We start from the raw sequence: 23,399 nt of genomic DNA, 5'->3' as shown, positions 1-23,399 counted from the left end.
CGCATGACATCGGCGAAACCGTGCTATGATGCGCCCAAGAACAGGAGACATGCATGACCGACGCCACATCCATTTCCGATCACTGGGCCAAGGGCGATGTCTACGCCCGCATCCTCGACACGATGAAGCGCGCGGGACTCGATCCCGACACCGTCACTGTCGAACAGCTCGCCCCGGTGGATCATTTTCACGCCAGGGGCTTTCCGGCGACCGTCGAGTTGGCTGACGCCCTGCCGGTCTCCCAGGGCGACCGGCTTGTCGATATCGGCTGCGGCCTCGGGGGCCCGGCCCGCTATCTCGCACGGCGCTTCGGCTGCGAGGTCGACGGTATCGACATCACCGCGCCCTTCGTCGAGGCCGCCAACAAGCTCAGCGAACTGGTGGGGATGCAGGACGACGTGCGCTGCGTGCATGGCGACGGCCAGAAACTCCCCTTCAAGGACGCAACCTTCGACGGCGGCTACACGCAGCATGTGACCATGAACGTGCCCGACCGTGCCGCCTTTTTTGCCGAGGCGTTCCGCGTGCTGAAACCCGGCGCCTTTTTCGCCCTGACCGAGCACGGGCTGGGCGAGACCGGCGCCCCGCATCACCCCGTACCCTGGTCCGAGGATGGCAGCGGCGCCTACCTGATGCGCCCCGCCGACACCGTCGCGGCGCTGGAACGGGCCGGGTTCGCCGGTATCGAGGTCACCGATACGGGCGCGAAATACGTCGAGGGCTACAAGCGCGCGATGGAGATGGCCCGCAAGGGCGAAACGCCGGTCTTCGGCGTGCATATCCTGCTGGGCCCGCAGGCGCCGCAAATCGTGCAGAACGCTGCGCGCAACATCGAAGAGCGCCGGACCCACCCGGTCCAGATCATCTGCGTCAAGCCGGGCTAGGCGGGGCGGCCCCCGCCGCCGGACCTCACGTACTCTCCGCCAGCGCCCGCAGCGTCGGTTTGTCCACCAGCGCGATGCGCCCCCGCGACTGCTGCACCAGCCCGCGTTTCTGGAAATCCGCCAGCACGCGCGAAATCACCTCCCGCGCGGTGCCCAATTCGCTCGCCAGGTCCTGGTGCGTCGCCGCGATCTCCTTGCTGTCGCCCGCCAGCGCCAGCAGGCGCTCGGCCAGCCGCACGTCGATCCGCCCGAACGCCACGTCGTCCACCACCCGCAGCATGTCGATCAGGCGCCGCGAATAGGCATCGAAGACGAACTTGCGAAACGGCTCTTCCTCGGCCACCAGCCGGTCGAAATCGGGCTTGGGCAGGACAACGGCCACCACGTCCGTCTCGGCGATCCCTTCGGCGTTATAGGCTTCCTCGGCCAACATGCAGGCGGTGGTCAGCACGCAACTGTCCCCGGCCTCCACCCGGTAAAGCACGATCTCGCGCCCGCCCTCCGAGGTTTGCGACACGCGAATCCGCCCATCATAGAGAAAGAACAGCCGGTCCGGCACGTTGTCCGGCCCGAAGACCTGGGTGCCTTTCTCCAGCCGCAGGGTCCGCGCCGCCCGGATCAGCCGGTCGCGCACGGCACGGGGCAGGGCGCGTGTCCCCTTGAACCGCTCCGTCCAGTCCGCAATGTCTGTCGCCCCGTCCGCGCTCACCTTTTCGCCTCTTACGTGACTTTGTCACTTACGCCGCCCCATGCGCCGCCTATTCTCGGTGTCACTCCCTGCCGGGCCCGCGACCCGCACCGCCACCAAGTTGCGCATGACGGCGCGCGGCGGCACACCCGACAGACAGCCCGAGGCGGGGCCACGCATCCCGGCCCCGCCTCGCGCTTATCCCAGCTTGCGCAGCCGCTTGATCAGGCTCGACGTGTCCCAACGCCCGCCGCCCATCTTCTGCACATCCTTGTAGTACTGGTCCACCAGCGCCGTCACCGGCAGCGACGCGCCGTTCTCGTCCCCTGTCTTCAGGCAGATCCCCAGGTCCTTGCGCATCCAGTCCACCGCAAAACCGTGCTCGAACTGGTCGTCCAGCATCGTCTCGTAGCGGTTCGCCATTTGCCAGCTTCCGGCCGCGCCCTGGCTGATCACCTCGACCACCGCGCGCCCGTCCAGCCCCGCCTTCTCGGCGAAATGCAGCGCCTCGGACAGGCCCTGCACCAGCCCGGCAATGGCGATCTGGTTGCACATCTTGGTCATCTGGCCTGCGCCGCTCTCGCCAATCCGGCGGCACAGCTTCGCATAGGTCTCCATCACCGGCTCGGCCTTGGCATAGACATCTTCGTCGCCGCCGCACATGATCGACAACTGCCCGTTCTCGGCCCCCGCCTGACCACCCGAGATCGGCGCATCGACATAGCCGATCCCGGCCTCCTTGGCGGCGGCATACAGCTCTTCGGTCACCTGTGCCGACACCGTGGTGTGATCCACGAAAACAGCGCCCTTTTCCATGCCCGCAAACGCGCCATCCTCGCCCAGGCAGACCGACCGCAGATCGTCGTCATTGCCCACGCAGGCCATCACGCACTCCGCGCCCTCCGCGGCCTCGCGCGGGGTGGGCGCGCTGGTCCCGCCATGCTCCTTGACCCATCCCTCGGCCTTGGCCGCCGTCCGGTTGTACACGCACACGTCATGGCCCGCCGAGGCCAGGTGCCCGGCCATCGGATACCCCATCACGCCCAGTCCCAGAAATGCCAGCTTCGTCATCGCAATCTCCCTCATGCCTTCGCGCCGCATTGTGAAAAGCGGCCCATTGTCTATGCCGGGATTTGTGACTATCCCCACCGGAATGGCAACCTAACGTGGGTGGGGCATGGCGCAAGTGTTCAAATGGCTGGTGCGGATCGCGGGCGGAATGATCCTGCTTGGGCTGATCGCGCTGCTGGGCGTCTATTTCCTGCTGTCTCGGTCTCTGCCCGACTATTCCAAGGACCTCGACGTGATCGGCATCCTGGAACCGGTCGAGATCGTGCGCGACAATGCCAACGTGCCGCATATCTTCGGCACCAACGACCCCGACACGTTTTATGGCCTGGGCTATGCCCACGCGCAGGACCGGCTGTGGCAGATGGTGATGATGCGCCGCACCGTGCAGGGGCGCCTCTCCGAAGTGTTCGGCCCCCGCACCGTCGAGATCGACAAGATCCTGCGCCGCTTCGACCTCTACACGCTGGCCCAGCGGTCGGTCGAGGCGCAGGACACCCAGACGCTCGCCGCCCTGCGCGCCTATTCCGCCGGGGTCAACGCCCGGCTCAAGGAAATCAACGAATCCGCCCTGGGTCGTGGCGCGCCCGAGATGTTCCTCTTCAACAACCCCGTGGCCCCGTGGACGCCCGCCGATTCCATCGCCATCGTCAAGCTCATGGCGGTGCAGCTGTCGGCGCACCTGGAAGAGGAAGTGCTCTACGCCCACGCCGCCCTCGAACTGGACGATGCCGACCGCCTGGCCGACATCATGCCGCTCGCCCCCGGCACCGGCATCGCCGCGCTGCCCGATTACGCCAGCCTCTTCCCCGAAGGCACGCAATTCGCGCACAGCACAGGCCCCGGCCTCCCCGACCACCCGCTGTCGCCCTTCAAAAAACGTGCCTTTGCCGGCGCCTCCAACGCCTGGGCCGCCGCGCCCAAACGCTCGGCCTCGGGCGGCACGCTTCTGGCCAACGATCCGCATTTGGGCCTGACCGCGCCCGCCATCTGGTATCTCGCCCGGTTGGAGCTGCAAACGGGCGGCGTCATCGGCGCCACCATCCCCGGCGTGCCCATCGTCATGGCCGGGCGCAGCGCCGATCTGGGCTGGGGGGTCACCTCCTCTTATCTTGACGATCAGGACCTCTTCATCGAGCGTCTCAACCCCGACAATCCGCAGGAATACCTGACGCCCGACGGCTACAAGCCCTTCCGTACCGAAAGCACCATCATCCGTATCGCGGACAACGCGCCCATCACGCTCACCCTGCGCTGGACGGAAAATGGCCCCGTGCTGCCCGGCTCGCACTACAACCTCGCCGACGTCACCCCCCCGGGACACGTCGCCTCGCTCAGCTGGACCGCGCTTTCCGACAGCGACACGACGCTGTCCTCGGCCATGGCTCTGATGCGCGCCGCCTCGGTGGACGAGGCGCTCGCGGCGGGCGAAGGCTATATCGCGCCGTCGCAGAACCTCACGCTGGTCGATCAGTCCACCATCGCCATGAAGACCATCGGCGCCATGCCCCGACGCGACGCCGATCATGAAACCCGCGGCCGCTACCCCTCGCGAGGGTGGGAAGACACCAACCGCTGGCAGGGCACGCTGGCCTATTCCGCCAACCCCGAGTTCACGGCGCCTGCCGGCGGTCTGCTGGGCAACACCAACAACAAGACGGTGGACCGCCCGTTTCCGAACCATGTCAGCTACAAGTGGGGCGACACGCAGCGCGTTTTCCGCTGGCGTCGCCTGATGCAAAACCGCGAGGTCCACACCCGCGATAGCTTCATCGAGGCGCAGCTCGACACCGTCAGCTTCACCGCCCGCTCGCTTCTGCCGCTCATCGGCAAGGACCTGTGGTTCACCGGCGAGGCCGCGCCAGAGGGCACCCCCGAACGCCAGCGCCAGCGCGCGCTCACGCTGCTGTCGGAATGGAACGGCGAGATGAACGAGCACCTGCCCGAACCGCTCATCTATGCCGCCTGGCTGCGCGAGTTGATGCACCGGCTTATCGTCGACGACCTCGGGCCGCTGGCCGACGAGTTCACCCATCCCGACCCGGTCTTCATCGAGCGCGTCTACCGCGACATCGACGGCGCGTCCGCGTGGTGCGATATCCGTCAATCCACGGTGCAGGAAACCTGCTCGGACCTCGCCCGCATCTCGCTCGACGCGGCGCTCATCTGGATCGACGAACGCTACGGCAGCGCGCTGGAAAGCCTGCGCTGGGGCGACGCGCACCAGGCCACCCACGATCACCAGGTTCTGGGCGAGGTGCCGCTGCTGAAGTATTTCGTCAACATCCGCCAGTCCACCTCGGGCGGCGACAACACGCTTCTGCGCGGCCGCACGCGCGGGCAGGGGCCCGACCCGTTCCACAACGTGCACGGCGCGGGCTATCGCGGGGTCTACGATTTCGCCGATCCCGACAGCAGCGTCTTCATTACCGCGACCGGGCAATCGGGCCATTTCCTCAGCCGGCATTACGATGACATGGCCCAGCTCTGGCGCCGGGGCGAATACATCCCGATGTCGCTCGACGCCGATCTGGCGCGCGCCGCCTCGGTCGGAATCACCCGCCTGACCCCCGCCGCGCCCTGAGGTGGGGGCGACATTTTCTGCGCAGAAAATGCCCCGGAAAATGCGCATTTTCCGGCCCCGGAATGTCAACGAATTCTGACCCCCATCGTCCGGCCCGTTCATTCGGGGCGCCGGACGGAACCACCGACGCGATACCGATGCAAATACCGACGCGATACCGACGCGGTTTCAGCCGCCGAGTCGCCTTTAACCTTTGTCATTTGACCTCGCCAAACGCGCCGGGTTAACTCGGTCTCATGCGCGACACGCCCCTGGCCCGGATCGACAACCTGCGCGTCTCGTTCCACACCGACGCGGGCGAGACCGCCGCCGTGCGCGATGTCTCCTTTGAAATCGCGCCCGGCGAAACCCTTGCAATCGTTGGAGAATCCGGCTCCGGCAAATCCGTCACCTCGCTGGCCCTGATGCGCCTTGTGGGCTTCGACGGCGGACAGATCACCGGCGGGCACATCCTCTTCGACGCAGGGCAGGGGCCGGTCGATCTCGGAAAACTCACGCAAAATCAGATGCGCGGCCTGCGCGGCGCCCGCATCGGCATGATCTTTCAGGAACCCTCCACCGCCCTCAACCCGGTCTTCACCATCGGTTTCCAATTGACCGAAGGCCTGCGCAAACACGGCCGTCTTTCGCGCGCCGCCGCGCGCTCCAGGGCCTTGGAATTGCTGCAGGAAGTCCGCCTGTCCGAACCCGCCCGCCGCCTTGCGCAATACCCCCACGAACTCTCGGGCGGTATGCGCCAGCGGGTGATGATCGCCATGGCCCTCGCCTGCGAGCCGCGCCTGCTCATCGCCGACGAGCCCACCACAGCGCTCGACGTCACCACCCAGGCCGAGATATTGGCTCTCATCGACCGCCTGCGCCGCGACCACGGCACTGCGGTGCTGTTCATCACCCACGACATGGGCGTCGTGGCCCAGGTGGCTGATCGCGTCGTGGTTCTGAAAGAGGGCGAAAAGGTCGAGGAAGGCCCTGTTTCCCAAGTCTTTTCCGCGCCGGCCCATCCTTATACGCAACGGCTTCTGGCCGCCGTGCCCCGCTTGGGCGACATGCGCGGGAAACCCGGGCCAGAGCCGTTTGCGCTCGACGCCGAAGAACCGCCCAGACCCGTCCCGGGGCAGGGTGCCGAACTCATGCGTGTCGAGCATCTCACCACCCGCTTTCCCGTCACCGGCGGTCTCTTGCGCCGCACGGTCGGCCATGTTCACGCGGTCGAGGATGTGTCCTTCACCATAAACGCCGGTCAAACCCTTGCCCTGGTTGGCGAATCCGGCTGCGGCAAGTCCACGGTAGGCCGTTCGCTCCTGCGGCTGGTGGAGCCTCAAAGCGGACGCATCATACTGGATGGCCAGGACATCACCGCGCTGCCATCCGCAGACTTGCGCCGCGCCCGCGCGCAGATGCAGATGATTTTCCAGGACCCATACGGCAGCCTCAACCCCGTGCTGCGCCTCGCCGAGCAGGTAGCCGAACCCCTGCGCAACTTCACCAGCCAGACCAAGGCGCAACGCACCGACCGCGTGACCGCGCTGTTCGACCGTGTCGGCTTGCCGCGCAGCTATCTCGACCGCTACCCGCACGAGCTGTCGGGCGGCCAGCGCCAGCGCGTCGCCATCGCCCGCGCGCTGGCGCTTAACCCGAAATTAATTGTCGCCGACGAAGCTGTCTCGGCGCTCGATGTCAGCGTCCAGGCGCAGGTTCTGAACTTGCTGATGGAATTGCAGGCCGAATTGGGGCTTTCGTACCTGTTCATCAGCCATGACATGGCCGTGGTCGAACGGGTCAGTCATCACGTCGCGGTCATGTTCGCCGGGCGCATCGTCGAACGCGGCCCCCGCGCGGCTGTGCTGGAAAATCCCCAGCATCCCTACACCCGCGATCTTTTGCGCGCGGTGCCTGTCGCCGATCCCGCCCAACGGCGGCGTATAAGTGATTTGAGTTTCAAACCGATCCCGTCCCCTATACACCCCAAGGATCACGACCCCGGTCCGTCGCTCTATCGCAGCGTTTCGCCGGATCATGTCGTTCTGACCTCGGACTGTGGATACTGAAAGGACCGCCCATGCCCATCAAGAACCGCTTTGCAGAAATGCAGGATGAGATCACCAAATGGCGTCGGGACATCCATGAAAATCCCGAAATTCTGTTCGAAACCCACCGTACCAGTGCGCTGGTTGCCGAAAAACTGCAAATCTTCGGCTGCGACGAGGTGGTCACCGGGCTGGGCCGCACCGGCGTTGTCGCGGTGATAAAGGGGCGCGAAAACTCTTCAGGCCGCACCATCGGCCTGCGCGCCGACATGGACGCGCTGCCCATTCACGAGGCGACGGGGCTCGACTATGCCTCCAAGACCCCCGGCGCGATGCACGCCTGCGGGCACGATGGCCACACCGCCATGCTGCTCGGCGCCGCCAAGTACCTGGCGGAGACGCGCAATTTCAACGGCACCGCCGTGATCATCTTCCAACCCGCCGAAGAGGGCGGCGGCGGCGGCAAGGAGATGTGCGACGACGGGTTGATGGAACGGTTCGGCATCCAGGAGGTCTATGGGATGCACAACTGGCCGGGGGTCGAACCGGGCCAGTTCGCCATTCGCCCCGGCCCGTTCTTCGCCGCCACCGACAAGTTCGACATCGTGGTCGAAGGCAAGGGCGGTCACGCCGCCAAGCCGCATGAAACCATCGACCCCACGGTCGTCACCGGCCACCTTGTCACGGCCCTGCAAACCATCGTCAGCCGCAACGCCGACCCGATCCAGCAGATCGTCGTGTCGGTGACCTCGATGGAAACCTCGTCGCACACCTTCAACGTCATCCCGTCGCGCGTCACGCTGATGGGCACCGTGCGCACGCTCAGCAACGAGACGCGCGAGCTGGCTGCGACCCGGATGAAGGGCATCTGCGACCATATCGGCGCGGCGTTCGGAGCAGAGATTTCGCTCGATTACGAATACAACTACCCGGTGATGGCCAACCACGACGAACAGACTGACTTTGCCGCCGAAGTGGCAAAATCCGTTTCAGGTCAATGCGATACGGCGCCATTAGTGATGGGCGGCGAGGATTTTGCCTTCATGCTGGAGGAACGTCCCGGCGCCTATATCCTCGTCGGCAACGGTGCGTCCGCCCCGGTGCACCACCCGGAATACAATTTCAACGACGACGTCATTCCGTCGGGGTGCAGCTGGTGGGCTGGGATCGTCGAGCAGCGGATGCCGGCCTGACCCCCTAGGACGCGCAGGCCGTGCAAAAGGGCGTGTCCGGCAGGAACTCCAGCCGCGGCTCGGCAATGCTCTCGCCGCACATCTGGCAAATGCCGTAACTGCCCGCCTCGATCCGCGCCAGCGCGGCGTCGATGCGGCGCAGTTCAGCCATTTCCTTCAGGCCGAGCACTTCGAGAACCTCGTCGCCCTGCCGCTCTGACGCGCGGTCTTCCCAGTCCTTGGGCGGCGTCTCGTCCAGGGCATGTTCGACCGCGTTCAAATGTGCGGTCAGCGCCTCGCGGCGTTCAAGCAGGCTGGTCTTCTGGCGGGTGAAATCCATGGCGGCCTCCTGTTGCTGCGATCTCAGCGTAGCAAGCCGGGCAGGGCATACCTTGATCGGGATCAAATCGGCGCGGCCCGTCCCCGCAGCTTTGGGTCGAGCGCATCGCGCAGCCCGTCACCCATGAAATTCACGCTCAGCACCGTGAGCGAGATCATCAGGCCGGGCCAGAACACCCGCCACGGAAACTCGGACAGATAGACCACCCCGTCGCTCAGCAGGCGACCCCAGGTCGGGAAATCGGACGGAAAGCCCAGCCCGAGAAAACTCAGCGCGCTTTCGGTGATAATGGCGTTGGCAATGCCCAGCGTGGCCGAAACGACGATGGGCGACAGGATATTCGGCAAGATGTGTCGCGTGATCAGGTGCAGTTGCCTGGTCCCCGAGGCGCGCGCGGCTAGCACGAAATCCCGCTCTCGCACGCTCAGCACGTCAGCCCGCACGATCCGGGCAACCGGCATCCAACTGGTGACGCCGATGGCCGAGACGATCAGCAGGAAGATACCCGTATTGGTGCCCACCGCGGCGCTCAGGGCTTCGCGAAACAGCATCACGATGACCAGCAGGAGGGGCAGCAGAGGAAGTGACAGGAAAAGGTCCGTCAGCCGCATCAGAGGTCCGTCAAGCCGGCGAAAGACACCCGCCAGAACGCCCACAAGCGTGCCCAGGCCCACCGACAGCACCATCGCCGCCAGACCCACCGCAAGCGAGATACGCCCGCCCGCCAGCACTTGCGCCAGCAGGTCACGGCCCAGCTGATCGGTGCCGAACGGGTGCGCCGCGCTGGGGCCGGCATTTCGCGCCGAAAAGTCGGGGGCATCCGGTGCCAGATTCCAGAGCAGCGGGCCGACAAGCACGGCAATCACAATGGTTGCAAACAGCACCGCGCCGAAAACGGCCCCCTTGTGGCGCATGAACTGGCGACCGATATCGCGCCAGAGGCCGTGCGAGACGTGTCGATGCTCAGCCATACCGGATCCTCGGGTCAAGCAGGCCATACAGCAGATCGGCCACCAGGTTGGCCAAAACGATCAGAACGGCGAACAGGAAAGTGAGCGTATGCACCAGCGGCAGGTCATTCGCCTTGATTGCTCCGATCAGCTGCGCCCCGATCCCGTTGATCGCGAACACCTGTTCAGTGATGATCGCGCCGCCGAAGACGGCCGGCGCCCCCAGCGCAATGACCGTCACCACCGGGATCATCGAGTTGCGCAGCACATGCACCATCACGACGACCCATTCGCTCATGCCTTTGGCCCGCGCCGTGCGCACGTAATCTTGGCTCAGGTTGTCCAGCATCGCCGACCGCATGTAACGGCTGATCTGGGCCGTTGTCTGCACCGACAGCACCAGCACGGGCAGGACCATCTGCCTGACCTGATAGGTAAAACTTTCCCAGTCCGTCACGCGGTGCGTCGTCTCGTAGATGAACGGAAACAGATCAAGCTGCACCGCGAAGACGAAGATGACCAGCGGCCCGGTCAGGAAAGGCGGCAGGGAATACCCCACCATCGTCACGAAGGTGCTGGCGTTGTCGAAGACCGAGTATTGGCGGTACGCCGCGAAGATGCCAAGCGGCAGCGCCACCAGGATGCCAACCACATAGGCCGTGCCAACCACCCACAACGTCTGGGGCAGGGCCTGCGCGATCTCGAACATAACCGGCGCCCGGCTTTGCCAGCTCAGCACCCGCGGCTTTTCCAGGGCGAACGAGGTACCGAAGACATGGTCGATCAGCACCTGCGGCTCGACCCAGAAAATCTGTGTCATCCAGGCCCAGAACCGCACATGCAATGGCTCTCCAAGCCCCAGGGCCTCGCGCATCTGGGCCTTTACCTCAGGCGAGATGGTCTGGGGCAGATTTCCCATCGGGTCGCCCGGTGCCAGGTCCAGCAGCAGGAAAATGACCAGCGCGATCACCACCAGCATCGGAACCGACACAAGCAGGCGGCGCAACGCGAATGTCAGCATCCAACCCTGTCCCTTCCGGCGCGGCTCACAGCGATTGACGGATCAATCGGTCTCGATGCGGTACCAATCTGCCGCATTCCACAACTCGCTGTCCCAGGCGTTCAGAACAACCCCGCCCAGCGAATTCACATGCGCCGAGACGCGCCCGCGATGGACCAGCGGAAGGATCACGTAATCCTGAATCAGCATGTCGTTCATGGCGCGGGCCAGTTCTGCCCGGACTTCAAGCCCGCCCGTCTCGCGCATCTCCGAGACCAGCTCATCGAAGGCCTCATTGCAGTATCGTGGCATGTTCGTTCCCTGCCACTGGTTGTCCGGCGTCGGAATACGTTCGCAGGTCCAGCTGGCCATATAGGCCTCGGGATCCGTGCCGTCGAACATCTGGGCGTACATCTGAACGTCGGCATAGAACTTCTGATAGGTGTCCGGGCTGTTCGGATCACTACCGAAAAAGACGTTGCCGTCGACATTGCGCAGCTCTGTCTCGACGCCCAGTTCGGACCACCAGCTCTTGATCGCGGCCTGGAAGGTCTGGCGCACGGCATTGGTCGAGGTCTGGAAGAGCAGGCGCAAGGCGACCCCGTCCTTGTCGCGCACCCCGTCACCATCGCTGTCCGTCCAGCCGGCACTGTCCAGCAGAGCCTTCGCACCTTCGACATCCTGCATCTTGCAGGCCTCGTTGGCGTCGGAGGCATAGATTTCCGGCGCGGGCAGGATGTTGCAGGTGACACGCCCGGCCTCTCCATAGCCGATCTCGACCAGGATCGCCCGGTCGATCGCCATGCTCAGCGCCTGTCGCACCGATATGTCGGTCAGGAAGGGATGCGGATGCGCGAGGGTCGAGCGTTCGTCCCCCAGGGCCGAGGAGGGATCGGTCAGATTGAGCACGACGCGTTCCACCAGCGTCCCGAACGCCGCGACCACCTCGCCTCGGCCCGCCGCCTGCATTCCATCCAGCACTTCGGGCGGCAATTGCAGATTCCAGGCATAATCGTAATCCGCGGTTTCCAGCACGGCGCGGGCCGCGTTCTCGGCCGTGCCGCCCCCCTTGATCATCAGGCTGGCAAAGGCGGGCTTGGCCGGGTCGCGGTAATAGGGGTTGGCGGACATCCTGACGGCGTCGCCGGTGCGGAAATCGTCCACCACGAATGGCCCGGTGCCGATGGGATAGAAATTCGCCTCGGTACAGGTGGGGGCCCGGTCGCCAAGGCAGTCGGCGAACTGGTCGGCCTGCAAGATGGGCGAGGACGCGCCGACAAAGGCGTCGTAGGGAAAAGGTTTGGCCTCGTCGAAGCGGATCACGACGGTGCGGTCGTTCGGCGTCTCGATATCGGCAATGCCAGAGAACTTGTCGACATGGGCGCAACCGCCGCCATCCGCGGTGCAGTAGGACCACGTGAAGGCCACATCCGACGCCGTGACCGGCGTGCCATCGGACCAGGTCAGGTTGTCCCTGAGCCGCCAGGTGATCGACTTGAAATCTTCCGCCACACCGCCGTTTTCCACGGTCGGGATTTCGGCGACCAGCCACGGGATCATCGTGCCGGTTTCGTCGTATCGCGCCAGCGGCTCCAGCACCAGGCTGGCCGACTCGATATCCTTGATACCACCAGTAAGATAGGGGTTCATGATCGACGGCGCCTGCCAGAAGATCAGATTGACCTGCCCGTCGCTTGCACGCTCCGCCACGGCGGCCTGTCCCATGACGCAAGCCACGACGGCCAGTGCCACCTTAAGTCCAAACTGCATCCCCAAGCCCTTTCCCGACGGACCCATATCCCGGATGGCCACGGTTCAGGCGCCCGGCGCGGAACGCGTGGCCAACCTCGCTATTGTGTCCCGTAACGTGGGAAAGACACTACCCGACCGCCTGTCAGATTCAAAATCAAATAACCTTGCACAGCGGTCTGCGATAAACATCCAGCGCGGCGCGCGGGATTACTTGGCGCCCGGCGCGATGATCATGATCATCTGCCGGCCTTCCATCTTCGGCATGTTCTCGACCTTGCCGATTTCCTTGATGTCCTCGGCCACTCGCTGCAACAGCTCGCGGCCCAAATCCTGGTGCGCCATTTCCCGGCCACGGAAGCGCAGGGTGATCTTCACCTTGTCGCCGTTTTCCAAAAAGCGAAACACGTTGCGCATCTTGACATCATAGTCATGCGTGTCGGTGTTTGGCCGGAATTTCACCTCCTTCACCTCGATGACTTTCTGCTTCTTGCGCGCCTCGGATTCCCGCTTTTGCTGTTCGTACTTGTACTTGCCATAGTCCATGATCTTGCAGACCGGCGGATTGGCGTTCGGCGAAATCTCCACCAGGTCCAGCCCGGCCTCTTCCGCCATGCCCATGGCACGTTCGGGCGTCACGACGCCGACGTTTTCGCCATCCGCGCCGATCAGGCGTATTTCCGGAACGCGGATTTTTTCGTTGATGCGGGGGCCGGTGTCGCGCGTCGGGGGCGCGTTGTGTGGTCTGCGGGCTATGGTTTTTGTCCTTCGATCGTTCAGCAAGTTTGAGGCCGCAAGGTAACCGCGCGCAGGGGGTGTTTCAAGCGGCAAAATCAGCCGGCAGAGCCTTGTTCGACGGTAATTTCCCCTTGCATGAGCCGATTTTAGGCTTCATCTCGAAGCAACTGTAAGGCAGGCTGTGAAAGTGTTCAGAAACCTGCCAGTTGAGGGGAATACAAATGAGAAACATTTTGTGGCTGATCGTGGCCCTTGCCATCCTTGCCGGGGGGTACATGCTTTTCACCGGCAAGTCACCGCAAGAGGTCGTGGACGAGGTCTCCGACTCGGTATCCTCGCCGGAGGAGCTGGACAGTGCGGCGGAAACCGCCGGTGAGGCGGTCGAAAACGCCGTCGAGGAAACCGGCGAAGCGGTTGAGGCCGCGGGCGACGCAACCGCCGAGGCCGCCGAGGAGGCCGCCGCCGCAGCAGAAGACGCGGTGGATGCTGCCGGCAACGCCGCCGATGAAGCGGCGCAGGACGCCGTAGAGGCCGCCGACGATGCGGCCAATTTCGCCGAGGACACTGCGTCCGACGCCGCCGACGCGGCCAGCGACGCCGCAAACGCAGCCGCCGAGGCTGCCGCGGACGCAACAGACGCGACCGCCGAAACCGCCGAGGAGGTGGCCGAGGAAACCACGCAAGCCGCCTCGGACGCGGCCGATGCTGCCGCCGACACCGCAAGCGACGCGGCCGAGGCGACGGAAAACGCGGCAGAGGACGCCGCTGACACCGCCAGCGACGCCGCCGCCGCAACCGAAGAGGCGGCCGAGGACGCGGCCAGCACGACCGAAGAGGTCGCGGAAGATGCCGCCGATACCGCCGACGCCGCAGCCGAAGACGCCGCGACCGACGAGGCGGTCAGCTCAGCCGATGGCGTGGCTGCGGACGGCTCCGACACGCCCATCACGGAATTGTTGACGACCGAGGGCTTCGATTACGACGAGGTTGCCGAGTACATCGACAATTCCGACCTCAGCACGGTGCAAAAGACAGGACTGAAGTCCAGCCTGCAAGCGGCCGAGGACAATCCCGACATGCTGGAAAGTGCATTGGATGCCGTGCGCGAGGCGCTGAACCTCTGACCGCACCAGCCGTCTGAAACGATAAAACCCGCGCTGCAATCAGCGCGGGTTTCTTTTTCGGGGGCGGAAAAAAGTCTAGTCGAGAAACGCTTTCTCGACCACGTATTCCTTCGGATCGGAGTTGGCGCCCTCGCGCAGGCCGTATTCCTCCAGCATTTCCTTGATCTCGAGATTGAAGGCCAGGTTGCCACACACCATCGCGCGGTCGATCTCGGGCGTAAGGGGCTCGACGCCCAAGTCCTCGAACACCTCGCCCTTGCGCATCAGGTCGGTGATCCGGCCCATCTTGGCGCTCTCTTCCCGCGTGGTCGTGGGATAGTACCGCAGCTTTTCGTGGAAGCCTTCGCCGATCAGCTCTTCCAAGATTTCGTCTGTGCGGATGCCGTCGATCAGCTCCTTGCCATATGTCAGCTCGCCCACTTCGCGGCAGGTATGGGTGATGATCACCTCGTCGTAATCGGTATAGGTCTGCGGGTCGCGCAGCAGCGAGGCGAAAGGCGCAAAGCCGGTGCCGGTGGCAAAGAGCCATAGCCGTTTGCCTGGCAAAAGGGCGTCATGCACCAGCGTACCCACGGGCTTGGGCCGCAGGATGATCTCGTCGCCCGGCTGGATGTGCTGCAACCGGCTGGTCAGGGGGCCGTCCTGCACCTTGATCGAGTAGAATTCCAGCTCGTCATCCCACGAGGGCGAAGCGATGGAATACGCCCGCAGCAGTGGCTTTTCCTTGCCGGTCTTTTCGTCTTTCTGCATCAGCCCGATCATCACGAACTCGCCCGAGCGGAAGCGCAGGCTGGCGGGTCGGGTGGTGCGGAAGGAAAACAGCCGGTCGGTCCAGTGCTTGACCGCCGTCACGGTCTGGGCGTCGGGCAGGGTGGGGACTTTGACGGGTTTCGCTTCGGTCACGGTCACGGTCTCGTTCATCAGCAATCATCGCCCGGGGTCTTAGCCCGGGCGTCTCCTCGTATACTTTGATTCAGGTCAGATGACAGGGGTTATTCGGCGGGAATTCTGCCGCGTTCGGCCCCGCGCAGGCGCGCCTGGTAGTCATGCGCCTGCCAATTCGCCCGGAACAGCCATTGGTCCTCGGGCTGTCGTTGGGCCAAGTCGTCCGAGATTTCGACCTCGTCGAAACCGGCCCGGCGCGCCATCGCGTACTGGTCGGCGATGACATGGCCGCGCGCCCGCAGGCGCCCCTTGAAGCCCATCAGCCGGAGTTGCCGCGCGATGGTGAAGCCGCGCCCGTCGGAAAAGCTGGGAAAGTCGACGCGGATCATCGGGATGTCCGAAAGCCGCCCGGCCAGCTCATTGGGGTCGTTGCTGGACGCAAGATCGATGGCACAACCAGGATGCGCGTCGTTCAGCGCGGCGATGGGGCCGCCCCAGTCGTCGCTTGTAAAGCCTTGATCGGTCACGATAACGCTCATGCCGTTTCTCCTGTTCTGACGGGTTTTCCGTTGACGAAATGAATGCCGCACTCGGATTTTTCGGTGCCGCGCCAGCGGCCCGCGCGGGCGTCTTCGCCGGCGGCCACGCGGCTGGTGCAGGGTTTGCACCCGATGGACGGATAGCCTTGCGCCACCAGCGGATGCCGGGGCAGGCGGTTTTCTTCCATGTAGGTCTGCACGTCTTCCCGGGTCCAATGCGCCAGCGGGTTGACCTTCATCCGGCCCGTGGACTCTTCGGTCTCGAAGAAATCAAGCGCCGCGCGGTCACCACCGTGATAGCGTTTGCGCCCGGTGATCCAGCCGTCGAACCCTTGCAGCGCGTATTGCAGAGGCACCGTCTTGCGCATGGTGCAGCAGGCGTCGGTGTCGGATTGGTGCAAGTCCGCGTTCGGGTCTTGCTTGGCCACCTCCGAGGGGTCAGGACGAATGATGCGCAGGTCCTTCAGACCCAGCCGCTCGGCCAGTTCCTGTTGGTAGACCAGCGTTTCGGCAAACAGCATCTCGGTATCCAGAAAGATCACCGGCGTGTCGCGTTTCAGCACCGAAATCATGTGCAGAAGCACCACGGATTCCGCGCCGAAGCTGGACACGAGCGCCAGCTTGCCCGCCTCGGGGCTGGCCAGCGCGTGGCGCAGCACGGCGGTCGCGGAGTTCAGGCGATACCACTCGTTCAGACCCGAGACGCGGGTCGGCAGGCTGGTGTCGATCTTACTCTGCAGCATAGGCCTTTTCCTGTTCGTAGAGGGCGGTCTTGAACGGCGCCATGCCGACACGGCGGTAGAATTCCAGGAACGTCTCGTCCCGGCCCTGTCGCTGATCGAGATAGGTCTCGACGATCCGCTCGACGGCCGGGATGATCTCGTCCGCCGAGAAGCCGGGGCCCGTGCGTTCGCCCAGGGCCGCGTTCTGGGTGTGGTCGCCACCCAGCGTGATCTGGTAATTTTCGACGCCTGCACGGTCGAGCCCGAGGATGCCGATATGGCCCACATGGTGGTGGCCGCAGGCGTTGATGCAGCCCGAGATCTTGATCTTCAGTTCGCCGATATCATGCTCCAGCTTCAACTCGTCGAAGCGGGTCGCGATCTGCTGGGCGATCGGGATGGAGCGCGCCGTGGCCAGCGCGCAGTAATCCATGCCGGGGCAGGCGATGATATCCGAGATCAGGCCGATATTCGCCGTCGCCAGCCCGTGCTTTTTCAGAATGGCGTGCAGCGCGGGCAGGTCGGACTTGTGCACATGCGGCAGGATCACGTTCTGCTCGTGGCTGATGCGCAGCTCGTCATGGCCGTAGAACTCGGCAAGGTCGGCCATCACCCGCATCTGGTCCGCCGTGGCGTCGCCCGGCGTGGCGCCATGGGACTTGAGGCTGATCTGGACGATTGAATATCCCGGCGCCTTGTGGGCGACGAGGTTCGTGTCGGCCCAGGATCGGAAGATCGGGTCGGTCTTGTACGTGGTCTCGAACACCTCGGTGCCGTCCTTCCGAAACGCCGGCGGCGCGAAGGCGGTCTTGATGTCTTCGAAGAGAGCGACGTCGATGCCGCTGAACGCGGGGCGAACAATCTCGAACCGTTCCTGCACACGGGCGCGGATGTCGTCGATGCCGTGCTCGTGCACGGTGATCTTGATGCGCGACTTGTACTTGTTGTCGCGGCGGCCGAGCAGGTTCCAGACGCTGACCGTGGCCTCGATATAGGGCAGCAGGTCTTCCTGGCTGACGAAATCGGACAGCACCTTGCCGATCATCGGCGTCCGGCCAAGGCCACCGCCGACGAGAACACGGTAGCCGATCTCGCCCTCACGCTCGACGATCTGGATGCCGATATCGTGCGCCTTGATCACGGCGCGGTCATTCGGGCTTCCTGTGACAGCGATCTTGAACTTGCGTGGCAGGAACTGGAATTCGGGGTGGTCGGTGGACCACTGCCGCAAGAGTTCGGCCACCGGGCGCGGATCGGCGATCTCGTCCTCGGCGGCGCCGGCGAAATGGTCGGCGGTCACGTTGCGGATGGTGTTGCCCGAGGTCTGGATGGCGTGCATCTCGACCTCGGCCAAGGCGTCGAGAATCTCGGGCACGTCGCGCAGTTCCGGCCAGTTGAACTGGATGTTCTGGCGCGTGGTGAAATGGCCGTACCCCTTGTCCCACGTCTCGGCGATATGGGCCAGCTGGCGCATCTGGCGCGCGTTGAGCGTGCCGTAGGGGATGGCCACGCGCAGCATGTAGGCGTGCAGTTGCAGGTAGAGGCCGTTCATCAGGCGCAGCGGCTTGAACTCGTCCTCGGTGAGGCTGCCGTCGATGCGGCGCTCGACCTGGGCGCGGAACTGGCGGTTGCGCTCGGCGACAAATGCCGCGTCGAATTCGGAATAGGAATACATCAGTTTACCTCGGCTTGCTTGCCATGGTGATAGTTGGACGGCCCGGTTCGGCGGAACTCCTCGCGGAAATGCGTGGGCTGCGGGCCGTTTTGGGAGGGTTTCGCGTCAGCCAGATAGGCCCCGACAACGAGCTCGGGCTGCCCTTCGGCCTGTGCCAACCGCAGCTTGGCGAGCGCTTCGTCGGTGATCAGCTCGGCCTCGGACAGGTGCCGCGACCAGCGGTCGTCGGCGGTTTGATAGACGACGTCGCCTTCCAGCAGTGCATTGGCCGTGACGACCTTGGGCGTGAATTCTCTGGGCATCAGGCGAACTCCTGGGTCGAGAGGGAAAGGCTTGCCTCGGCGGCACGCGGTGCCAGGCCGATGAAGGTGAGGGCGGGGCCGTCGAGATCGGCGGCTTCCAGATCCTGCGCCATGCGGGCCACGGTGGTGGCGACGATGCGCTGTTCCGGGCGCGAGGCGTTCTCGACGATGCTAACAGGTGTGGCGCGGTCGGCGCCGTGCATCAGCAGGCGGCCCTGGATAAATCGGCTGGACTTCTTGCCCATGTAGATCGCGGCCACCTCGCCGGGTTGGGCGAGGGCGGCCCAGTCCTGCTCGGCATAGCCCTTCATGTCATGGCCGGTGACGAAACGCACCGCTGCATTGCGTTGGCGCTTGGTCAGGCTTTGGCCGATGGCGGCCACACCGGCCGAGGCGGCGGTGATCCCGGGCACGATGTGCCAGCCGATCCCGGCGGCATCGACCGCGTCGATTTCTTCGTCGAGGCGGCCGAAGACGGTCGGATCGCCACCTTTCAGGCGCACCACCTGCGCGCCGGTGGCGGCGTGCTCGACGATTAGCGCGTTGATCTCCTCCTGCGACATCGACGGGCCAAAGCCGGTCTTGCCGGCGTCGATAAGCGTCGCTTCGCGGCGGGCAAGCTCAAGGACTTCGGGCGTCACCAAGCGGTCGTGGATAACCACGTCGGCGGCATCGAGCGCCTTGCGGGCCTTGAGGGTCAGCAGTTCCGGATCACCGGGGCCGGCGCCGACGAACGCGACGTGACCCTGGCGCTCTTCGGCCTTCACATGTGTGTCGAGAAGGGCGGGCAGGGCGTTGTTGACGGCCTCTTCGCCGCCTTCATCCATCGCACGCGGGCCGGTGCCGAAATAGTACTCCGACCAGAAGTCGCGGCGTTTGCGGCCCATGGGCAGCACCTCGACCGCCTTGCGGAACGCCTTGCCGATGCGCGCGAGGGTGCCCAGCGTGGCCGGCAGGCGCGCTTCGAGGTCAGCCTTGATCGCGCGGGCCAGAACGGGGGCCGCCCCCTCGGTGCCGATGGCGACGGTTACGGGGTCACGATCGACGATGGCGGGGGTGATGAAGGCGCTGTCTTGCAGGTTGTCGACGATGTTCACGAGCGCGCCATCGGCGCGGGCGATGGCGGAGGTGCGGGCATCCTCGGCGTCGTCCTCGTCCGCGGCATAGAAGAGCACGGCACAGGTCGTGTCGCCGGGCTCCATCGCGCGACGCACGAGGCGCAGTTTGCCGGCGGCGTGCCAGTCTTCGATTTCTTGCGCGGGAGACGGGGCGAACACCGTCAGGTGCGCTTCGGTTTTCAGCAGCAGGCGCAGCTTGGCCAGGGCCGCGTCACCGCCGCCGGACAGTACGACGCGACGGCCCTCGAGCGCGACGAAGATGGGAAAATGTTTCACGGGGGCTGGCCTCCGGCTGCGATTGACTTGCCCTTAGATATAGAAAATATTCCCGGTATTGCGCCACTGGTCGGTGCGAATAAGGACATGCGTTCCAAAATGCATTCAGTGGACAGGGCGTGTTCCGGGAAAAGGGAAATTGTGGAATGAGTGTTCGCCTTGACGAACTGGATCGGAAAATCCTCTTGGAACTGCAAAAGGACGGGGGGCAGTCGCTGGACGATATCGCCAAATCCGTGGGCAGTTCGAAGACGCCGGTATGGAACCGGATTCGCAAGATGCGGGAAGGCGGGGTGATCCGCCAGCAGACTTTTTTGCTGGATCCCGAGGCCCTGGGTCTGGAGGCCTGTTTCTTTGTCCTGATCCGCACGTCAGAGCACGATAAGGAGTGGCAGGACAGGTTTCTGAATGCTCTGAGAACCCGGCCGGAGGTGATGGAGGCGCACCGGCTGGCGGGTGATATTGACTATATCCTGAAGGTCGTGGTCAGCAACGCGCGGGCCTATGACACCTTCTACCAGGCGCTGATTTCAGAGGTGAAAGTGCACAACGTCACCGCGCTCTTGTCGATGGAAGAGATCAAGTCGACGACGATGTTGCCGGTCTAGACGATCAGGTCGATTGCTCCAATGCCTTGATAATGGGCGAGAAATCCGCGGCCTTGAGGCTTGCGCCGCCGACGAGGGCGCCGTCGACATTGTCGGTGGCGAAAATCTCGGCGGCGTTGTCGGGCTTCACCGATCCGCCGTAGAGCAGGGGCATTGCGCCGCCCTCGGCCTCGCCGAAGCGGCGGATCATGTGGGTGCGGATGAAATCGTGAACTTCGTCGATCTGTTCGGTCGTGGGCACCTTGCCGGTGCCGATGGCCCAGATCGGCTCGTAGGCGATCACCGTATTGGCCGCGGTGCAGGCATCTGGCAGGGATGTGGCGAGCTGCCCGCCGATGATATCAAGCGTGTTGGCCGCGTCGCGCTGAGACAGCGACTCGCCCACGCAGACGATTGCGACCAGCCCGGCGGCGTGGGCCGCGCGGATCTTGGCGTTGACGGCGTCGCTGCTTTCGCCGTGATCTTCGCGCCGTTCGGAATGTCCGAGGATGACGCTGCTGGCGCCGGCGTCGGCCAGCATTTCGGCAGAGATATCGCCGGTATGGGCGCCACTGACCTGCGCGTGACAATCCTGTCCGCCGATCTGAACGGACGAGTCCGCCATAAGCGCCGCAGCCGGATGTATCAGCGTGGCGGGCGGACAGATGAGGATGTCCACGGACGGATCGGGATGCGCCTGTGCGAGAGCGGACAATTCCTGCAAGGCACCGCGCGTGCCGTTCATCTTCCAGTTACCAGCCGCCAGCTTACGCGCCATTCCTTACCTCCGGGTTAATTGACCGGAGTGGTAGCGGCTTGCGCCGGGCGGGGCAACGGCTACATGCCTTCGAACTTGATCGACTCGCCGCAGCCGCACGCCTCGGTGACGTTGGGGTTATTGAACACGAAGCCCGATTCCAGAAGCGAGGTCTGGTAGTCGATCTCGGTCCCGAAGAGGAACATCTGCGCCATCGGCGCGATCATGACGCGGGCGCCGTCCTGCTCGACCACCTCGTCGTTGGGATCGACCTCGGTCACGTAGTCCATGGTGTATTCCATGCCCGCGCAGCCGCCTTTCTTGACGCCGATGCGCAGGCCCTGGTGGCCGTCCTTGTCCATCAGGCGGGCAATCATCGACGCCGCTTTGGGGGTCATGGTGACCGCCTGCTTGCCTGGAATTCCGAACATGGTGCTGCCTTTCTCGCTGCGTTGCCCTCAATCTAAGCAAGCCATCCGGCAATCTCAAGCGGGGGCAGCAATTCCATCCAGGCGCGGGTGGCCTCGGACACCAGGAAAGCCCATGCAAAGGAGGCGAGCGTGCCGATGATCACGTATTCCGCCGTTTTTTGATCCCGCGCGGCCGTGCCGAAACGCAGGATGGACTTGGCCGTGATCAGAAAGCCGACGCCAATCGGTTGATTTGCCATGACGAAAAAGAAGATCAGCCCACGCTCGATCAGCCCGATCTGGCGGCCGCCGTTGCGCAGGCCGCGTTGCTGGATCAAGACGCCATGTGAGCGCATCAACAGGCCGATGGCGTATTGTCCGGCGACCAGGGTCGCGATCAGGCCAGAGAGAAGCGCCATCAGCGGCAACAGGGTGGGCATGTCGGCCCAGGCGCCGGTGGCCCAGAGGGTGGGGGCGTAGAACGCGACGGCGACAATCACCAGTAGGTGCAGGGCCTGATCGGTGAGAAACGCCGTCAGGCCTTTGAATTTACCGTAGGTTTTGGCGCAGTCGATGGCCAGGTGCAGGGCGGCCAGTGCCAGAACCGGCAACGCTTGCACATGGCCAAGCGCGGCCATGGAGGCCACCAGTACCAGTGCCCCGTGTAGGAGCATGACGCCGAAATGGCGCTTGTGGCGGTGGATCCAGTCGGTTTGCAGGACGAAATCGGCCAGGACATGAGCAAAGAGGAGGGCGGTCAGGGTCTCGATCATTCCGACGTCTCCAGCAGTGTCAGGGCATCGTGCAGAGCCGGGTAGCCGGCGGCGTGCAGGGCCTGATCAATGGCCTGGCGGGAAATGCCAAGGCGGTCGGCGGCGACGCGGCGCGGCCCGGTTCCGGGGGGCAGCATCTCGGCCACGGCGCGGGCCTGGGCCTGTGTCCAGCCCTGCGCGATATGGTCGGCAAGCCGGTAGGTGGCATCAAGCGGGCCACCGGCGGCGTGGGCGAGAAGCGTGTTGCCCGTGAGCGTTTCCAGCAGGCGGCCCGAGGCGCTGAACGCGGGGCCGTGGGCGCTGTTGGGGTTGGCGTCGGAGAGGGTGCCTTTGCCTGTCGCTACGGCGATGCGCGTTTGCACTGCCGGCTCCAACGCCATCAGGCTGGATTGAAGGTAAAGCGTTGATCTAAGGGTGTATTCAGCCGGATTGACCGCCAGTTGCCATCCGTCCCCGCCACGTCGTCCGAAGGCTGCCGTGGCGCCTTGGCCCCAGGCGGAGATGTCATCTGACAGCCGGTCGAGACAGGCCATGACATCGTCCAGACGGTCCGCCGAAAGGGCGGAGGAGTCGACGATATCGCCAGTGAAGACGGTCCAGATCATATGCAAGTAATATTGCTTGCTTTTGAGAAATGCAAGCGATTTTACTTGCCTTACATGAATCCAAGTTCGAGCCTTGCCTCGTCGCTCATCATGTCCATGCCCCAGGGCGGTTCCCAGGTCAGATCAACATCAACCTGTTTAACACCTGCTAACGGCTCGATCGCCTCGGCGACCCAGCCGGGCATTTCGCCGGCGACGGGGCAGCCCGGGGCGGTGAGGGTCATGATGACGCTGACCTCGTTCTGGGGGGTGATGTCGATCGTGTAGATCAGCCCGAGGTCATAGATATTCACAGGGATTTCAGGGTCATAGACCGAACGGCACGCTTCGACGATCTGGTCGTAAAGCGGGTGATCCGTGCTGGAGGGCGCGATCAGCGGCGCGCCTTCGAGGGGTTCTGGCTGTTGGGTCATGTCACGTCCTGTG

24 protein-coding genes are annotated in these 23,399 nt (G+C 64.4%); 6 read left to right on the top strand and 18 right to left on the bottom strand.

Going from position 1 to position 23,399, the window contains the following annotated elements; translation table 11 throughout:
- Nucleotides 1-53: 53 nt before the first annotated feature.
- Nucleotides 54-884 (top strand): methyltransferase domain-containing protein, encoded by an 831-nt coding sequence (locus tag XM53_RS13185; protein ID WP_057794040.1) that lies wholly within the window; start codon nucleotides 54-56, stop codon nucleotides 882-884.
- A gap of 25 nt (nucleotides 885-909) precedes the next feature.
- Here XM53_RS13185 and XM53_RS13180 read toward each other — a convergent pair whose 3' ends face one another.
- Nucleotides 910-1,593, bottom strand: coding sequence for a Crp/Fnr family transcriptional regulator (locus XM53_RS13180; protein WP_236544493.1), 684 nt, complete (start codon nucleotides 1,591-1,593; stop codon nucleotides 910-912).
- Between the two features lie 177 nt (nucleotides 1,594-1,770).
- On the bottom strand, nucleotides 1,771-2,658 hold the full coding sequence (locus XM53_RS13175) for an NAD(P)-dependent oxidoreductase (RefSeq protein WP_144435531.1): 888 nt from the start codon (nucleotides 2,656-2,658) through the stop codon (nucleotides 1,771-1,773).
- 91 nt (nucleotides 2,659-2,749) lie between these two features.
- On the opposite strand from XM53_RS13175, the gene XM53_RS13170 reads away from it, so the two are divergent.
- From XM53_RS13170 to XM53_RS13160, 3 genes are all read left to right on the top strand, one after another.
- Nucleotides 2,750-5,224, top strand: a complete 2,475-nt coding sequence (locus XM53_RS13170) for a penicillin acylase family protein (RefSeq protein ID WP_057794036.1) — start codon at nucleotides 2,750-2,752, stop codon at nucleotides 5,222-5,224.
- 236 nt (nucleotides 5,225-5,460) lie between these two features.
- Nucleotides 5,461-7,272, top strand: a complete 1,812-nt coding sequence (locus tag XM53_RS13165) for an ABC transporter ATP-binding protein (RefSeq protein ID WP_057794035.1) — start codon at nucleotides 5,461-5,463, stop codon at nucleotides 7,270-7,272.
- A gap of 11 nt (nucleotides 7,273-7,283) precedes the next feature.
- Complete coding sequence (locus XM53_RS13160) at nucleotides 7,284-8,444, top strand: M20 aminoacylase family protein (RefSeq protein ID WP_057794033.1); 1,161 nt, start codon at nucleotides 7,284-7,286, stop codon at nucleotides 8,442-8,444.
- A gap of 4 nt (nucleotides 8,445-8,448) precedes the next feature.
- Here XM53_RS13160 and XM53_RS13155 read toward each other — a convergent pair whose 3' ends face one another.
- The 5 genes from XM53_RS13155 to infC form a co-directional block, all read right to left on the bottom strand.
- Complete coding sequence (locus XM53_RS13155) at nucleotides 8,449-8,763, bottom strand: TraR/DksA family transcriptional regulator (RefSeq protein WP_057794031.1); 315 nt, start codon at nucleotides 8,761-8,763, stop codon at nucleotides 8,449-8,451.
- Between the two features lie 62 nt (nucleotides 8,764-8,825).
- On the bottom strand, nucleotides 8,826-9,734 hold the full coding sequence (locus XM53_RS13150; protein WP_236544492.1) for an ABC transporter permease: 909 nt from the start codon (nucleotides 9,732-9,734) through the stop codon (nucleotides 8,826-8,828).
- Nucleotides 9,727-10,734 carry an ABC transporter permease gene (locus tag XM53_RS13145; RefSeq protein ID WP_057794027.1) on the bottom strand — a complete coding sequence of 336 codons (1,008 nt, stop codon included), beginning with the start codon at nucleotides 10,732-10,734 and terminating at the stop codon, nucleotides 9,727-9,729. Before XM53_RS13145 ends, XM53_RS13150 begins: the two co-directional genes overlap by 8 nt.
- 42 nt (nucleotides 10,735-10,776) lie before the next feature.
- On the bottom strand, nucleotides 10,777-12,483 hold the full coding sequence (locus XM53_RS13140) for a peptide ABC transporter substrate-binding protein (protein WP_057794025.1): 1,707 nt from the start codon (nucleotides 12,481-12,483) through the stop codon (nucleotides 10,777-10,779).
- Nucleotides 12,484-12,672: 189 nt separating this feature from the next.
- Nucleotides 12,673-13,245, bottom strand: coding sequence for a translation initiation factor IF-3 (gene infC, locus XM53_RS13135; RefSeq protein ID WP_328586674.1), 573 nt, complete (start codon nucleotides 13,243-13,245; stop codon nucleotides 12,673-12,675).
- A gap of 176 nt (nucleotides 13,246-13,421) precedes the next feature.
- Between infC and XM53_RS13130 the strand changes: the two genes are divergently transcribed.
- A complete protein-coding gene (locus XM53_RS13130) occupies nucleotides 13,422-14,324 on the top strand; it encodes a translation initiation factor 3 (RefSeq protein WP_144435530.1) in 903 nt (300 codons plus the stop codon).
- Nucleotides 14,325-14,399: 75 nt separating this feature from the next.
- Here XM53_RS13130 and XM53_RS13125 read toward each other — a convergent pair whose 3' ends face one another.
- The 6 genes from XM53_RS13125 to cysG all read right to left on the bottom strand — a co-directional run bounded on the left by XM53_RS13125 (nucleotide 14,400) and on the right by cysG (nucleotide 19,841).
- Nucleotides 14,400-15,245, bottom strand: a complete 846-nt coding sequence (locus XM53_RS13125; protein ID WP_057794021.1) for a ferredoxin--NADP reductase — start codon at nucleotides 15,243-15,245, stop codon at nucleotides 14,400-14,402.
- Between the two features lie 71 nt (nucleotides 15,246-15,316).
- Nucleotides 15,317-15,748, bottom strand: a complete 432-nt coding sequence (locus XM53_RS13120; RefSeq protein WP_057794019.1) for a DUF934 domain-containing protein — start codon at nucleotides 15,746-15,748, stop codon at nucleotides 15,317-15,319.
- On the bottom strand, nucleotides 15,745-16,491 hold the full coding sequence (locus tag XM53_RS13115; RefSeq protein ID WP_057794017.1) for a phosphoadenylyl-sulfate reductase: 747 nt from the start codon (nucleotides 16,489-16,491) through the stop codon (nucleotides 15,745-15,747). The genes XM53_RS13120 and XM53_RS13115 overlap by 4 nt, the downstream gene beginning before the upstream one ends.
- Complete coding sequence (locus tag XM53_RS13110) at nucleotides 16,478-18,145, bottom strand: nitrite/sulfite reductase (protein WP_057794015.1); 1,668 nt, start codon at nucleotides 18,143-18,145, stop codon at nucleotides 16,478-16,480. Before XM53_RS13110 ends, XM53_RS13115 begins: the two co-directional genes overlap by 14 nt.
- Nucleotides 18,145-18,447 (bottom strand): DUF2849 domain-containing protein, encoded by a 303-nt coding sequence (locus XM53_RS13105; protein WP_057794013.1) that lies wholly within the window; start codon nucleotides 18,445-18,447, stop codon nucleotides 18,145-18,147. The genes XM53_RS13110 and XM53_RS13105 overlap by 1 nt, the downstream gene beginning before the upstream one ends.
- A complete protein-coding gene (cysG, locus tag XM53_RS13100; protein ID WP_057794010.1) occupies nucleotides 18,447-19,841 on the bottom strand; it encodes a siroheme synthase CysG in 1,395 nt (464 codons plus the stop codon). The genes XM53_RS13105 and cysG overlap by 1 nt, the downstream gene beginning before the upstream one ends.
- A gap of 146 nt (nucleotides 19,842-19,987) precedes the next feature.
- On the opposite strand from cysG, the gene XM53_RS13095 reads away from it, so the two are divergent.
- Entirely contained in the window at nucleotides 19,988-20,449 is a 462-nt protein-coding gene (locus tag XM53_RS13095; protein ID WP_057794009.1) for an Lrp/AsnC family transcriptional regulator, read from the top strand.
- Between the two features lie 4 nt (nucleotides 20,450-20,453).
- Here XM53_RS13095 and tpiA read toward each other — a convergent pair whose 3' ends face one another.
- The 5 genes from tpiA to XM53_RS13070 are packed head-to-tail and all read right to left on the bottom strand — an operon-like array spanning nucleotide 20,454 to nucleotide 23,386.
- Nucleotides 20,454-21,206 carry a triose-phosphate isomerase gene (tpiA, locus tag XM53_RS13090; RefSeq protein ID WP_057794007.1) on the bottom strand — a complete coding sequence of 251 codons (753 nt, stop codon included), beginning with the start codon at nucleotides 21,204-21,206 and terminating at the stop codon, nucleotides 20,454-20,456.
- 59 nt (nucleotides 21,207-21,265) lie between these two features.
- On the bottom strand, nucleotides 21,266-21,616 hold the full coding sequence (locus tag XM53_RS13085) for a HesB/IscA family protein (protein ID WP_057794005.1): 351 nt from the start codon (nucleotides 21,614-21,616) through the stop codon (nucleotides 21,266-21,268).
- Nucleotides 21,617-21,648: 32 nt separating this feature from the next.
- Nucleotides 21,649-22,368 (bottom strand): DUF3307 domain-containing protein, encoded by a 720-nt coding sequence (locus tag XM53_RS13080; protein WP_057794003.1) that lies wholly within the window; start codon nucleotides 22,366-22,368, stop codon nucleotides 21,649-21,651.
- Nucleotides 22,365-22,979, bottom strand: coding sequence for a MarR family transcriptional regulator (locus tag XM53_RS13075; RefSeq protein ID WP_236544491.1), 615 nt, complete (start codon nucleotides 22,977-22,979; stop codon nucleotides 22,365-22,367). The genes XM53_RS13080 and XM53_RS13075 overlap by 4 nt, the downstream gene beginning before the upstream one ends.
- A 44-nt stretch (nucleotides 22,980-23,023) precedes the next feature.
- Entirely contained in the window at nucleotides 23,024-23,386 is a 363-nt protein-coding gene (locus XM53_RS13070; RefSeq protein ID WP_057794000.1) for an SUF system Fe-S cluster assembly protein, read from the bottom strand.
- Nucleotides 23,387-23,399 lie beyond the last annotated feature (13 nt).

This window comes from Roseovarius atlanticus, assembly GCF_001441615.1.
Classification (GTDB): Bacteria; Pseudomonadota; Alphaproteobacteria; order Rhodobacterales; family Rhodobacteraceae; genus Roseovarius; species Roseovarius atlanticus.
This window is presented reverse-complemented; position numbering and strand designations above follow the sequence as displayed.

Excerpts from the sequence above, each read along its gene's own strand:
- XM53_RS13105 (WP_057794013.1), bottom strand. The coding sequence starts at position 18,447 with ATGCCCAGAGAATTCACGCCCAAGGTCGTCACGGCCAATGCACTGCTG.
- XM53_RS13110 (WP_057794015.1), bottom strand. The coding sequence starts at position 18,145 with ATGTATTCCTATTCCGAATTCGACGCGGCATTTGTCGCCGAGCGCAAC.
- XM53_RS13120 (WP_057794019.1), bottom strand. The coding sequence starts at position 15,748 with ATGAGCGTTATCGTGACCGATCAAGGCTTTACAAGCGACGACTGGGGC.
- XM53_RS13095 (WP_057794009.1), top strand. The coding sequence starts at position 19,988 with ATGAGTGTTCGCCTTGACGAACTGGATCGGAAAATCCTCTTGGAACTG.
- XM53_RS13155 (WP_057794031.1), bottom strand. The coding sequence starts at position 8,763 with ATGGATTTCACCCGCCAGAAGACCAGCCTGCTTGAACGCCGCGAGGCG.
- XM53_RS13140 (WP_057794025.1), bottom strand. The coding sequence starts at position 12,483 with ATGCAGTTTGGACTTAAGGTGGCACTGGCCGTCGTGGCTTGCGTCATG.
- XM53_RS13185 (WP_057794040.1), top strand. The coding sequence starts at position 54 with ATGACCGACGCCACATCCATTTCCGATCACTGGGCCAAGGGCGATGTC.
- XM53_RS13145 (WP_057794027.1), bottom strand. The coding sequence starts at position 10,734 with ATGCTGACATTCGCGTTGCGCCGCCTGCTTGTGTCGGTTCCGATGCTG.
- XM53_RS13170 (WP_057794036.1), top strand. The coding sequence starts at position 2,750 with ATGGCGCAAGTGTTCAAATGGCTGGTGCGGATCGCGGGCGGAATGATC.
- XM53_RS13125 (WP_057794021.1), bottom strand. The coding sequence starts at position 15,245 with ATGAACGAGACCGTGACCGTGACCGAAGCGAAACCCGTCAAAGTCCCC.
- XM53_RS13115 (WP_057794017.1), bottom strand. The coding sequence starts at position 16,491 with ATGCTGCAGAGTAAGATCGACACCAGCCTGCCGACCCGCGTCTCGGGT.
- XM53_RS13165 (WP_057794035.1), top strand. The coding sequence starts at position 5,461 with ATGCGCGACACGCCCCTGGCCCGGATCGACAACCTGCGCGTCTCGTTC.
- XM53_RS13070 (WP_057794000.1), bottom strand. The coding sequence starts at position 23,386 with ATGACCCAACAGCCAGAACCCCTCGAAGGCGCGCCGCTGATCGCGCCC.
- XM53_RS13085 (WP_057794005.1), bottom strand. The coding sequence starts at position 21,616 with ATGTTCGGAATTCCAGGCAAGCAGGCGGTCACCATGACCCCCAAAGCG.
- XM53_RS13130 (WP_144435530.1), top strand. The coding sequence starts at position 13,422 with ATGAGAAACATTTTGTGGCTGATCGTGGCCCTTGCCATCCTTGCCGGG.
- XM53_RS13160 (WP_057794033.1), top strand. The coding sequence starts at position 7,284 with ATGCCCATCAAGAACCGCTTTGCAGAAATGCAGGATGAGATCACCAAA.
- XM53_RS13150 (WP_236544492.1), bottom strand. The coding sequence starts at position 9,734 with ATGGCTGAGCATCGACACGTCTCGCACGGCCTCTGGCGCGATATCGGT.
- XM53_RS13175 (WP_144435531.1), bottom strand. The coding sequence starts at position 2,658 with ATGAGGGAGATTGCGATGACGAAGCTGGCATTTCTGGGACTGGGCGTG.
- XM53_RS13080 (WP_057794003.1), bottom strand. The coding sequence starts at position 22,368 with ATGATCGAGACCCTGACCGCCCTCCTCTTTGCTCATGTCCTGGCCGAT.
- tpiA (WP_057794007.1), bottom strand. The coding sequence starts at position 21,206 with ATGGCGCGTAAGCTGGCGGCTGGTAACTGGAAGATGAACGGCACGCGC.